General features: G+C 58.6%; 11 protein-coding genes. 7 read left to right on the top strand and 4 right to left on the bottom strand.

Annotated features, from left to right (window positions below):
• Positions 1-2: 2 nt before the first annotated feature.
• The 3 genes from ACP7E6_RS15120 (at position 3) to ACP7E6_RS15110 (ending at position 3092) form a co-directional block, all read left to right on the top strand.
• On the top strand, positions 3-851 hold the full coding sequence (locus ACP7E6_RS15120) for a sugar phosphate isomerase/epimerase family protein (RefSeq protein ID WP_426230539.1): 849 nt from the start codon (positions 3-5) through the stop codon (positions 849-851).
• 64 nt (positions 852-915) lie between these two features.
• Positions 916-2394 (top strand): FGGY-family carbohydrate kinase, encoded by a 1479-nt coding sequence (locus ACP7E6_RS15115; RefSeq protein ID WP_426230537.1) that lies wholly within the window; start codon positions 916-918, stop codon positions 2392-2394.
• Entirely contained in the window at positions 2391-3092 is a 702-nt protein-coding gene (locus ACP7E6_RS15110) for a class II aldolase/adducin family protein (protein ID WP_426230535.1), read from the top strand. Before ACP7E6_RS15115 ends, ACP7E6_RS15110 begins: the two co-directional genes overlap by 4 nt.
• A 175-nt stretch (positions 3093-3267) precedes the next feature.
• On the opposite strand, the gene ACP7E6_RS15105 is transcribed toward ACP7E6_RS15110, so the two are convergent.
• On the bottom strand, positions 3268-3477 hold the full coding sequence (locus ACP7E6_RS15105; protein WP_426230534.1) for a hypothetical protein: 210 nt from the start codon (positions 3475-3477) through the stop codon (positions 3268-3270).
• Positions 3478-3948: 471 nt separating this feature from the next.
• Here ACP7E6_RS15105 and ACP7E6_RS15100 point away from each other — a divergent pair, with 471 nt between their 5' ends.
• A complete protein-coding gene (locus tag ACP7E6_RS15100) occupies positions 3949-4161 on the top strand; it encodes a hypothetical protein (protein ID WP_426230532.1) in 213 nt (70 codons plus the stop codon).
• Between the two features lie 127 nt (positions 4162-4288).
• On the opposite strand, the gene ACP7E6_RS15095 is transcribed toward ACP7E6_RS15100, so the two are convergent.
• Positions 4289-5152 (bottom strand): SDR family oxidoreductase, encoded by an 864-nt coding sequence (locus ACP7E6_RS15095; RefSeq protein ID WP_426230531.1) that lies wholly within the window; start codon positions 5150-5152, stop codon positions 4289-4291.
• Positions 5153-5492: 340 nt separating this feature from the next.
• On the opposite strand from ACP7E6_RS15095, the gene ACP7E6_RS15090 reads away from it, so the two are divergent.
• A complete protein-coding gene (locus ACP7E6_RS15090; protein WP_426230530.1) occupies positions 5493-5918 on the top strand; it encodes a DUF4112 domain-containing protein in 426 nt (141 codons plus the stop codon).
• Positions 5919-6092: 174 nt separating this feature from the next.
• Here ACP7E6_RS15090 and ACP7E6_RS15085 read toward each other — a convergent pair whose 3' ends face one another.
• Positions 6093-7181: an extracellular catalytic domain type 1 short-chain-length polyhydroxyalkanoate depolymerase gene (locus ACP7E6_RS15085; protein ID WP_426230529.1), complete on the bottom strand. Its 1089-nt coding sequence runs from the start codon at positions 7179-7181 to the stop codon at positions 6093-6095.
• 376 nt (positions 7182-7557) lie between these two features.
• Between ACP7E6_RS15085 and ACP7E6_RS15080 the strand changes: the two genes are divergently transcribed.
• A complete protein-coding gene (locus ACP7E6_RS15080; RefSeq protein ID WP_426230528.1) occupies positions 7558-9327 on the top strand; it encodes a calcium-binding protein in 1770 nt (589 codons plus the stop codon).
• A 226-nt stretch (positions 9328-9553) separates the two neighbouring features.
• On the opposite strand, the gene ACP7E6_RS15075 is transcribed toward ACP7E6_RS15080, so the two are convergent.
• Positions 9554-10384 carry an N-acyl homoserine lactonase family protein gene (locus ACP7E6_RS15075; RefSeq protein ID WP_426230527.1) on the bottom strand — a complete coding sequence of 277 codons (831 nt, stop codon included), beginning with the start codon at positions 10382-10384 and terminating at the stop codon, positions 9554-9556.
• Positions 10385-10520: 136 nt separating this feature from the next.
• Here ACP7E6_RS15075 and ACP7E6_RS15070 point away from each other — a divergent pair, with 136 nt between their 5' ends.
• Positions 10521-11396 (top strand): helix-turn-helix domain-containing protein, encoded by an 876-nt coding sequence (locus ACP7E6_RS15070; protein WP_426230525.1) that lies wholly within the window; start codon positions 10521-10523, stop codon positions 11394-11396.
• Positions 11397-11404: the final 8 nt, after the last annotated feature.

Genomic DNA, 11404 nt, shown 5'->3' with positions numbered 1-11404 from the left:
CCATGGAAGGTTTTGGCGTTCATACCAGCATGTGGACCATGACATGGGACCACGCAGGGGCGGAAAAGGCGATTGCCGCCGCCGTCAAATACGAGATGGATTTCATCGAGATCGCGCTTCTCGATGCGCCGGCCGTCGATGCCGGGCATAGCCGCAAGCTCTTGGAGAAACATAAGCTGCGTTCTGTCTGCTCGCTTGGCTTGCCGGAACATGCCTGGGCCTCGGTGCATCCCGAAAAGGCCGTCGAATATCTCAAGGTCGCGATCGACAAGACGGCGGACATGGGTGCCGAAGCCTTGTCCGGCGTCATCTTCGGCGGCATCGGCGAGCGCACCGGCGTTCCGCCGACCGAAAAGGAATATGACAACATCGCCCGCGCCCTGCAGGCGGCGGCGAAACATGCCAAGACCCGCGGCATTGAACTCGGCGTCGAGGCGGTCAACCGCTACGAGAACCACCTGATCAACACGGCCAAGCAGGCCGTCGACATGATCGAGCGCGTCGGCGCCGACAATGTCTTTGTGCATCTCGATACCTATCACATGAATATCGAGGAGAAGGGTGCCGCCAACGGCATTCTCGATGCCCGCGACCACATCAGATATATCCACCTCTCAGAAAGCGACCGGGGGACGCCCGGCTACGGCAACGTGCCGTGGGACGAAATCTATGCAGCGCTCGCCGCTATCGGCTTCAAGGGCGGTCTTGCCATGGAAAGCTTCATCAACATGCCGCCGCAGGTGGCCTATGGCCTCGCCGTCTGGCGGCCGGTCGCCAAGGACGAAGCCGAAGTGATGGGCAACGGCCTGCCGTTCCTGCGCAATAAGGCGCGGCAATACGGTTTGATATGACGATCGAGGCTGTTCGCGCAATCGCGAGGACAGCCGCACGGGTATGCGGGCGCGGGATACGGACATGGCGGACGGGCTACGGAACGATCGAAGGGATGGCTTGCAGCCGGCGACTGTCGCTGTCCTCGATGTTGGCAAGACCAATGTGAAGCTTAATGCCGTCACGGCATCCGGCACGATCCTTGAGACTTTGTCCATTCCCAATCCCGTGCTCCCGGACGGGCCGTGGCGTCATCATGATCTGGATGCGCTCGGTGACTGGGTGTTCGACAATCTCGCAGGTCTTGCCAAACGCCATCCGCTGACGACCTTCGTCTCATCGGGCCATGGCTCCGGGGGAGTTCTCGTGGGACCGGATCCCGATGCGGGCGATGGCACCGCCTTGCCGATGATCGACTACGAGCAGCCGCTTCCGGACGATATCCGCATGCGTTACTCGGCGTTGTCCGGTTCGTTTTTTGACAAGGGCAGTGCGATGATGCACGGCGCCACCCACCATGCCCGCCAGATGTTCTGGATGCAGCAGGCGGAGCCGCAAGGCTTTTCCCGGGCGCGCTGGTTTCTCGGCGTGCCGCAATACTGGGCCTGGCGTCTGTCGGGCGTGGCGGTGTCGGAGGCGACTGTGCTTGGCGCGCAGTCGCATCTGTGGAATGTGGTCGAACGGCGCTGGTCGCCGATTGTTCACTCGCAGCGGTGGAGAGACCTGCTGCCGCCGTTTGCCAAGGCGTGGGCAACGGTCGGGACGATCCGGCCGGTCCTGTCCGATCGCTATGGGTTGCCGGCCGGTATCAAGGTTCTTGCAGGCATTCATGACAGCAGCGCCAATTTCTATCGCTACCAGGCGGCCGGGTTCGATGAGGCGACCGTGGTTTCCACCGGCACCTGGATCGTTGCGCTCAGCGGAAAGACGCCGCTTGACCGGCTGAATGAACACCGGGGCATGACCTGCAACAGCGACGTCAACGGCAACCCTATCGGCGGCATCTTGACGATGGGTGGACGCGAATTCACCCATGTCGCCGGTGACGACGATCATCTCAACGCCGATGCCGCACTGGTCAGCCTGATGATCACGCAGGGCACCATGGCGCTGCCATCCTTTGGCGATGACGACGGCCTGTTTCCCGGCAGGGCCGGCGAGGGGCATATTGCCGGTCCGCCGCCTGCCGATGCGGCCGGGCGCAAGGCGTTGGCGGTTCTCTACACCGCGCTTTTGACGGTCGAATGCCTCGATGCGCTGGGAAGCGGCGGACGCGTCATCCTAGACGGCAGTTTCCTGCGCGATCCGCTCTATGCGGGGCTGGTGGCAGCCTTGCGGCCGCAGGGCGACACGGTTTCCAATCTCGACACCTATGGCGTTGCCTCCGGCACCGCGCTTCTTGCCAGCCACGGAACCCGGTCAGCGCGTGCGGCGATCGCACTCGAAAAGCCGCCGGTTTTCCAGCATCCATCCGCCGATCTGGCGGCTTATACCCGTCATTGGCGGGACAAGGCCAGTCAGGCCACTTATTTCAGCACGATATATGAAAGGTCCTCCCAATGAGCTCTCACCATACGGATATCGCGGCGCTACGCGGCGATATGGTCGAAACCTGCCGCAGGATGAATTCCAGCGGCATCAACCAGGGAACGGCAGGAAACCTGTCGGTGCGCACACAAAATGGTTTCCTCGTCACGCCGTCCTCGCTGGCCTATGACACGATGACCCCGGACGATCTGGTGGAGATGGATTTCGACGGCAGCTATACCGGCCGCCGTCCGTCGTCGGAATGGCGCTTCCATCGCGACATCCTGAAGAACCGGCCGGATATCAATGTCGTGCTGCATTGCCATTCGATCTATGCCACGACATTGGCCTGCCATCACAAGACGATACCGAGCTTTCACTACATGACAGGTGTTGCCGGCGGCACGACGGTACGCTGCGCTGAATACGCCACGTTCGGCACGCAGGCGCTGTCGGATCATGCGCTGGTGGCGTTGAAAGACCGGCTGGCCTGCCTCTTGGGCCAGCATGGTCAGATATCGCTTGGCAAGACATTGGAATCCGCACTTTGGCTGGCTATCGAGATCGAGACCCTGTCGCGCATGTATGTGCAGGTCCTGACGCTCGGTGAGCCGCCGGTGCTGCCCGACGATGAAATGGCGCGGGTGATCGAACAGATGCGCAAGATGAGCTACGGCCATGCGCCGGATGCGGAAGGGGTCAGCGATGTTGCTCGGCAGCGAGCCGTATCCTGACCGGCATTGAAGCGTAGCCCTCGTTTTCGGGGCTTTGCTTGCCATAACGATCGGTCTTGGAGGTGGCACGACAGCCGTTTGCTCTGGCTCACTCCCAGGCAAGGCGGAATATAAAGTGTGGCGGGCAAACACTTCCAAAAGCGCCCACCAGATATCAGAGGCTCATCGCCCAAAGTCAGTGAGAATTGTTGCCGATGGGGATAGCGATCGGTCCCGTTGCCAATTGCCGTTCGTCGCTCCAGCCGAGCTGAAACATTTCCAGCAATTCTCCGGCGGCGGTATGAGCCGCAGCGCCGTCGGGGCTTATTCCGAGATATTTGCAGCGATGAATGAGTGCGCGTTTGAGCATATCGATATCACTATCCGACAGAATACGATGGTCCATGCCGCCCCCTACCAAATGTTACAACAGTGTGTCGGCCCTTTAGAAAGGCTGCAATATGTTGAATCTAGCCTATAGCCAGACATCGTGTGTTTTCCACAGCAATCGCGTTGAAGAGCTCCTCCGAGCGGACGATGGACGGTGAGCCGGCCCAGGCTTGGAGATTCCTGCGGACAATCCCTTAAGCACCATTATTTTGGCCGGGAGCGATCCTCGCGTCATGTCCCTGAGGGCCGGCGTCGGTCCGGCTTTCCTGCCAAGGTCGTACCTAATTATTACGCTTATGGCCCATACGGGTGACGACATCAGCAAAGACGTCGACGATGGTGGAGTTCTTCTTGAAGGATCCCGATCGCCGACGAGGGAAAATCAAGAGGCCTGCGAAGCGATTGCTTGGCCCATAGAGAAATTTAAATGCCGGGACAAACGAGCCTAGCTATTATTTTGGCAATAGTGCCGCAGGCGGAGGATGCCATGAACGCAACAAAGCCATCAAAGCTCAAGCTCGACGTCAGCTTCGTCAATGGAGTTTGGGAGGTTGTGATCTTCGCCGGCAATCACACTGAGCACAAATCGTTTCGCACAGAAGATGAAGCCAGGGAATATGGCGCTACCAGACTTGAGCGCCTTCGGTTGGCTAAGCCGAAATCAGAGGCGAATGGTTCCAAGGCCTCCTTATCGAGATGAGCGCTTCGCATTGTCGTCGCCATCCCATCCAGCTTCATCTGATGGCCGTCTCCACGGCTATCAGGTTTTCCTGACCGCACGTCGGGTCAAGGCTGGTAGCATGAGGGCGCCAATGTTGAATGGCAGCTTAAATCATGATCTCCCCGCCCGTGACTGGAATGACGGCACCGGTCATGTAGCTTCCTTCTTTTGACGCCAACAGGACGTAGGCTCCGGCAAGTTCGGCAGGTTGTCCAGCGCGGCCGATCAACGTTTTTTCACCGAACGATGCGGATTTCTCCGGCGGCATCGTCGAAGGGATCAATGGTGTCCAAATCGGCCCGGGCGCAACTGCGTTCACACGTATGCCCTTCTCCGCGACCATTTCGGCAAGGCCAGCCGTGAAATTCGACACAGCACCCTTGGTGGCCGCATAGGCGAGCAGATGCGAGGAAGGTTGACGGGATTGGATTGATGTTGTGTTGATGATGGATGCACCGGCTTTCATGTGGGGGATTGCGGCTTTGCAAAGAAAGAAGGGCGCATAGATGTTGGTGCGGAATGTTTCGTCCCATTCATCCGCCGTGATTTCTGTAATGGAGGAATAGGTCCGCTGGAAGGCGGCATTGTTGACCAGAATGTCAATCCCGCCCAGCTCCCGCAAGGTTTGCTCGACGATTGCGTTGCAATGGCTCTCCGACGTGATGTCGCCAGGAACGACAATGGCTTTACTGCCCGCTTCTTCCACCCATTTTGCCGTTTCTTCGGCGTCTTCATCCTCGCTCAAATAGGAAATGACGATATCGGCGCCTTCGCGAGCAAAGGCGATGGCCACAGCGCGTCCAATGCCGGAATCCGCGCCGGTAATCAGCGCAACCTTTCCTTCAAGCTTGCCATTGCCTTTATAGCTTTTCTCGCCGTGATCGGGAACCGGTCTCATGAGCGAGGTCAGGCCGGGTGGAGATTGCTCTTGCTCGGGCTGAGGGGGCAGGGGGCGTTTCGGATCCGACATCTAAATCTCCTTTTGCTGATCGGAGAACGATGCAGATTACCCTTGGTTCCCTTTTACACACCACCGGATCTGTTTCCGTCACCGATGTTTCATCCGGTTCGCCGAAGCATTCCTCACCTGAAGAGGAACATTGCTCGAACTTTCTGGTTCTCCAGGAAGAGGAGAAACGCGATGATGGACCGCTTTGACCAGGAACACTGGTATAAAGCGGAAAAGCAAAAGTGAAGCGCATGGGAATTACCCCGGCGGACCAACCGGCGCTGGGAAACGTACCGACAGGCCCAGGTGAGATCCTGCTGCCTGAAAATAGTGAAACAGACGCAAGGGCCGTGACTTAAACATGACCAAAATCAATCACGACCAAACGATCATAATGCCACGCATCGTGCGTCTCGCCGCTATTGCCAGGGTGATGGATACGGCTATACAAATTCCAGGCACCGGTATCCGGGTCGGCGCGGATTCCATCCTCGGGTTGCTGCCGGGGATCGGCGACGCCGCCGGTGCGCTGATTGGCCTTTACATCGTCAACGAGGCCCGGGATCTCGGACTACCGAGGACGACGCTGGCCAGAATGGTGTATAATCTCGGCATCGACACGGTCTTTGGAGCCGTGCCTGTCGTTGGCGACGTCTTCGATGTCTATTTCAAATCCCACAAGCGAAATGTCCAACTCATCCTGGACCACTTTCAGGTCAAGGACGCAGATATCGCCAAGCATCGGGAAATCAGGCGCCGGCAATCTGAGCAAGGCCTGCCCATCTGATTTTTGAGCAGGTTCAAGTGGCTTATAGGTCGACTGCGCAAGGTTAACTGCGTCCCGACGTGCTCTTAAGATACAGGCAGCAAGTCCCCGGAATCCTCCCTGTCTGGGTTCGCCCTGTTATTCCGTCCAGAAGCTCACCACGCAGGTGGCGTCGATCGGAATAACATCCGGGCGTTAGCGCATCAGTCCAGCCGAGCGCAGCGCACGTTCTATAACTGACGTGATAGCGTCAGTCCTTGCCGGTGGAGACGTTTGCGCAACATCGGCAGAACCCTCGTTACGGCCGTCGTTGGTGCTTGTTTCCATACGATCGAAGGATGCTATCAGCCCCCAGGATCGCGCGATGTGCAAGGTCGATGAGAAGCCCACGTCGAGCATGAACGGAGCGGAGGTGCCGTAGCCCGTTTTTCCATCGATCGGGGTGCCGTGCGCCATTCCTGTAATCTGATAGAGTGTGATTGCATCCTCGCCACCGTGATCGCGCCACGTTGTGCACTTATGACCGCCGATCGACTCGGATGCAGCCGGTTTTGCGGCCGCGCCATGAACGCCGCGCCATTGTTCAACGGTCGCTGTCGCATTCGCCATCGCAACGGTCTGATCGCTGGAGCCATGCCAGATCGAAACGGTTGGCCAGGGCCCCTGGTGCGTCGATGCACTCTTCAGTCGCTCCTGCAAAACGGCAGTCCCTGGAAGACCATGCCCTCTCATCCGGTCGAATGCCTCCGGAACCGTTTCGGCGATGGCATACGGCAGACCTGCAATGATGGCCCCGCCTGCGAACAGATCCGGATAGCAGGCAAGCAGGACGTTGGCCATTGCGCCGCCCGCCGACAAGCCGGTGACGTAGACCCGTCTCTGGTCAATCGCGTGAGCCGCTATCATAGCAGCGATCATCTGCCGTATCGAAAGCGCCTCGCCGCTGTCTCTTGCGATATCGTCCCGATTGAACCAATTGAAACAAAGATTGGCATTGTTGGCGCGAGTTTGCTCCGGAAACAGCACCGCAAAACCGAAATCGTCGGCCAGCTTCGACCAACCGGACCCCGTGTCATAGCCAGCGGCGGTCTGTGTGCAACCATGGAGCACGACGACGAGTGCTGGCGCTTTCGGTAATTGAGACGGCACATGGCACCACCCGGAGAGCGCTCCGGGATTTGACCCAAATCCATCAAGTCGCTTCAGGCGCGAAGCGGGAGTTGGCCCAGCTTGCTTTCCCCGAAGCCGCGCAAGGCGCTCCAGCGTATCGGCCATCGATCTCATAAAATTCGCTCCGGCTTCCGACGTCTTATTGACGTATAATAAGGTAACGCGCGGACACAGAACTTGTTGCTGCGGTGCACAAATTTATTGTCGGCGCGACAGCTCCTCGATATCGGCGCGGCGGATGACCTTTTTTAACCCGCCGGACAACTTCCTTTTTCCCAAATACGATTTGCCCGGGCAACAGGTAAGCCTTTCGGCGGAGGGCACTTGAAATGTCGCGCATGAATTAGAAGGCGTGGACCTATGCTGTCCCTTTGCACAATATGGCAGGGTCGAAAACACGCTCCAGTGGATTCGAAGGCGGACACATGGCACGACCGCACTAACAGTCCAAGATCTTCGGCGTGCTTGCAACCATTGCAAGGAGGAGAAAATGGCATTTCTCGAACCGACGGAAACTCAAGTTGCGCAGTGGGCAGCGACTATTGTCCAAGGTACTGACAATCTGACCACGCTTGATTGGCTTGCGCGGACAGCACCCGTCAACGCTGTGATGATCGGCAGCAGCCGCAACGAGATTTTCAGTGCTGCGACCGAGGGGACATTGATCTTCGCGTTTGATGGTAACGATCGCTTGAACAGCACCTTCAACCGGACGGCGCTGATTGCCGGCGGCGGCAATGATACCCTGGTCACGGATGTGCTCGTGCCGATAAACGGTGACAACGAAGTCGAAGGTCTTTCAGTCCAGTTCGGTGGTGCCGGTAAAGACAATATGAGCGCTATCGTGACGCTGCAAGGCGGGGTCACGACTGTGCTGGACCGGCAATTGCGCGCCGAGGTTCTGGCCGATGGCGGCGCCGGCAACGATACGATCAACGCAGTTGCCAAAGTGGCGCAACCGGTCTTTGCCAACGTGGCAGCCATAACCCATGTTCTTGGCGGCAGTGGTGACGACACGATCAAAGTCATCGCCAGCACACGAAACACCCTGGACGACAACTACGCCAAGAACGAGGTCGATGGGGGAGATGGAAACGACCACATCACCGCTCTCGCCGAAACCGAGTTTAACGGATCGACGGCCACTGCCATCAATATTCTAAGTGGTGGCGCCGGAAACGATATTCTTGAAGCCACGGCGAGAGGTGTCTCCAACTCCACGGAACTGGTGTCGAATTGGCTCAATGGTGGCGGCGGTGACGATGTGCTGCGTGCCTTTAGTTTCACAGATTCCAATTCCCGCTCCCCGGTCGGGATCAACAGCCTGTGGGGCGATGCGGGCAACGATACCTTGGAGGCGACGCAGACGACCGATGGTGAAAATGTGGTCACCAACGTCGTCAACCGGCTGGACGGCGGCACCGAAGACGATCATTTAAAGGCGGATGCCACGGCCCTTGGCGGCTTTGTCTCTGCCCTGAACGACTTGACTGGCGGCGACGGAAAAGATGTCCTGACGGCGCGCATAGTGGCCGATGCCCATGGCGGCCCCAGTTCTCTTGGCCTCAGCCTGTATAATGTGGTCAATCTACTCAGCGGCGGTATCGGCAACGACACGCTCGACGCCTTCCTGTCGATCATATCCGCGCCGTTCACCGCAGATGGTTCCCTCGCCGAGAACCGTTTGGATGGCGGTGCTGGCGATGATGTGCTGGTGGCAACGGTCGCCCCCGGCTCGTTTGGATCAAGCGTCCTCGCCGGCGGCGCTGGCAATGACCAACTCACCGTTTTCGGCGGTTCAGGCAATACCTTGAGCGGCGGAAATGGCAACGACAAACTGACCGGTGGGATCGGCAGCGACGATCTCAACGGTGGCGCTGGCAATGACATTATCAAGGGCCTAGCCGGCAACGATATCCTGACCGGCGGCGTCGGCAGTGACACATTTTTGTTCAACACGGTGGTGGATGCTGCAACCAACACTGATGTAATCACCGACTATAATGTGATCAACGATACGATTCAGCTGGAAAATGCAGTCTTCACCGCGCTAACCAGCACCGGTGTGCTTCAAGCCTCAGCGTTTGCGGCGAATGCAACCGGACTGGCCGGTGACACCTCCGACCGCGTCGTCTACGAAACCTGTACAGGCAAACTTTATTATGACGGGGACGGAAACGGCGGGTCCTATAGCGGGGTACATTTCGCGACGCTTACCGCGGGCCTGGCACTGACCGCGAATGATTTCGTCGTCATCTGAATGGGTCTTCAGCGATCCGCCACTGCGCCAGCCGCCGGCAAGAAAGACTATGGAGTGCGAAAAACGGAACTGCTTGCCTCAGCGGAGGTCAGGGTCGGTCTCAAGATCGAGCAATAAACCCGTGTTTAAAACCGATTTCAGCTGAAGGAACCGAGAATGCTTAACCCATTCGCAACGCCTGGTAGCCAACCCGGCCAGCGCGTCGGCTGGCCGGGGTTTCGAATGTCTATTTGGCACTTTTCGGGAAAATCGGCAGCTTGGCGATATCGCGTGCATCGTGTTGAACGATGAGGGTGGCGTTGAGTGCCTTGGCAATGCCTGTCAGCCGCTCCATCGAAGCGAGTGTTTCCGCACGGTCGTGGTTGAAGGTTGGAACGCCCCGGCTCTCAAACTGCTCCTCGAAGTGCGCGACATCACCAGAGAGCACAACGGCACCGGTCTTTGCCAGGCGAACGAGAAGGCTCGTCTCGCCGGGTGTGTGACCAGGGGTGGACAGAATGGTGACGGTCCCGTCGCCGAAGACGTCACGATCGCCGGAGATGGCATCGATCTTCGAGGCGCCGTCGAGCCAGGGTTTGATGAATGCAGGATCGACAGCAAACGGAAGGGGATCAGCTTTGAACTGAGCGAGGTCCGCGGCGCCCATCAGCAAGGTCGCCTGTGGAAACGCCGCCGCCTGGCCGACATGGTCGAAATGGTTGTGGCTGATGCCGACCCGGCCGATCTGTCCGGCGTTCACACCGATCTCGGCGAGTTGGGCGGGAATATCCCGGGCAAGCGTTGGCGCCAGGACCGCGGTCGGATCCAGCTTCGCTCCCAGGAGGGCTGCCGGCAGTCCGGCGTCCCAAAGCATGTAGTCCTGATCATGTCGGATCAGGTAGCAGCTGTCGGTTAGAGTCCGCTTCTCCCCGGCATGATTGAAGGTATCGGAAAATAGCGAGAGGTCGCGGACCTCGATCTCGCCGCAATCAAGCCGCCAAAGTTCGACATCAGCGGAATGGGCGGTTGAGGCCATGGCGGCAAAGGCGCCGAATAGGATCGTGGCAGTTGTGTTCATGTCAGACTCCATTAACTGTACAGATAGGTTGTGACGTATCCTGCCGACGGCGGAGGCTCCGGTTCGATCGATTGTGAGCCCGAAACGCTCGAGGATGCGGTTTTTTTCCGATTGGTCCTGCGGTATCGTTCCGGTCATGAACGTTCATGACAAACATGCTGATGACACCTATCTGCGTTCCATGCTGGTAGAGCGTTTGAGACCAATGATGGCTCCGAACGGAATCGCGGGGCGATACGCGCACGGCCGGCAGCTCTTTTCGTATTGCACGCTGGACCGGGAACGGCTGAAGGCGATTGAACTGCCTTGCCCTATCATTGGTATCCTGTTGCGCGGCCTGAAGGAGGTCTGGCTCGGCAATACGACCCATGTGTTCGAACCAGGCACCGTCTTCGTTTTGCCCGGACGGGTGCCGATGGATGTCGTCAATATACCGGCGGGACGGAGCGCGCCATATGAGTCCTTGCTGCTCGAAGTGCCGGCACTACCAGCGGGCATGGCACCACTTTTGGGAGACGAGAAGAAAAGCATGCGCAATGGCGACAGGCAGTTCCGCATCTCATTAGACCAGGATCTTGTAGATACGCTGGCTCACGCGGCCACGGCGATCGCCAGCGAAACACTGGGAGAAGCGGTCAAGGCAGTGCGGCTTACGGAAGTGCTGACAATCCTGCGGCCAATGCCCGCTGCCCGGCCTCTGTTTGAAGCGAGCGTGCCAGACGAGGTGGCCTGGTTGATCGGCAGCGCTCCATCAGAAGCTTGGACAGTGGAGCGCGTCGCCGCCCATCTTGGGCTTGGGGCCTCAACCCTTCGCCGAAGGCTTGCAGCCGAAGGCACGTCCTTCCGCACGATTGTGCTAAACGAGCGGCTTCGGGCAGGCCAAAGCGCCCTTGCCTCGGGAGCGTCCAGCTTTGCCGCCGCCGAGGCAGCCGGCTACTCTTCGCGTTCGCATTTTGCCCGTAGGTACAAAGAGAGCTTTGGCCAGCTACCAGGCGATCATCGCATCAAATGACAGCACAC

This window comes from Pararhizobium sp. DWP3-4, assembly GCF_049898205.1.
Lineage (GTDB): Bacteria > Pseudomonadota > Alphaproteobacteria > Rhizobiales > Rhizobiaceae > Pararhizobium.
Note: the sequence above shows the minus strand (reverse complement) of the source record. Positions and strands in the feature narration are given on the sequence as shown.

Excerpts from the sequence above, each read along its gene's own strand:
- ACP7E6_RS15115 (WP_426230537.1), top strand. The coding sequence starts at position 916 with ATGGCGGACGGGCTACGGAACGATCGAAGGGATGGCTTGCAGCCGGCG.
- ACP7E6_RS15120 (WP_426230539.1), top strand. The coding sequence starts at position 3 with ATGGAAGGTTTTGGCGTTCATACCAGCATGTGGACCATGACATGGGAC.
- ACP7E6_RS15075 (WP_426230527.1), bottom strand. The coding sequence starts at position 10,384 with ATGAACACAACTGCCACGATCCTATTCGGCGCCTTTGCCGCCATGGCC.
- ACP7E6_RS15070 (WP_426230525.1), top strand. The coding sequence starts at position 10,521 with ATGAACGTTCATGACAAACATGCTGATGACACCTATCTGCGTTCCATG.
- ACP7E6_RS15100 (WP_426230532.1), top strand. The coding sequence starts at position 3,949 with ATGAACGCAACAAAGCCATCAAAGCTCAAGCTCGACGTCAGCTTCGTC.
- ACP7E6_RS15085 (WP_426230529.1), bottom strand. The coding sequence starts at position 7,181 with ATGAGATCGATGGCCGATACGCTGGAGCGCCTTGCGCGGCTTCGGGGA.
- ACP7E6_RS15090 (WP_426230530.1), top strand. The coding sequence starts at position 5,493 with ATGACCAAAATCAATCACGACCAAACGATCATAATGCCACGCATCGTG.
- ACP7E6_RS15110 (WP_426230535.1), top strand. The coding sequence starts at position 2,391 with ATGAGCTCTCACCATACGGATATCGCGGCGCTACGCGGCGATATGGTC.
- ACP7E6_RS15105 (WP_426230534.1), bottom strand. The coding sequence starts at position 3,477 with ATGGACCATCGTATTCTGTCGGATAGTGATATCGATATGCTCAAACGC.
- ACP7E6_RS15095 (WP_426230531.1), bottom strand. The coding sequence starts at position 5,152 with ATGTCGGATCCGAAACGCCCCCTGCCCCCTCAGCCCGAGCAAGAGCAA.
- ACP7E6_RS15080 (WP_426230528.1), top strand. The coding sequence starts at position 7,558 with ATGGCATTTCTCGAACCGACGGAAACTCAAGTTGCGCAGTGGGCAGCG.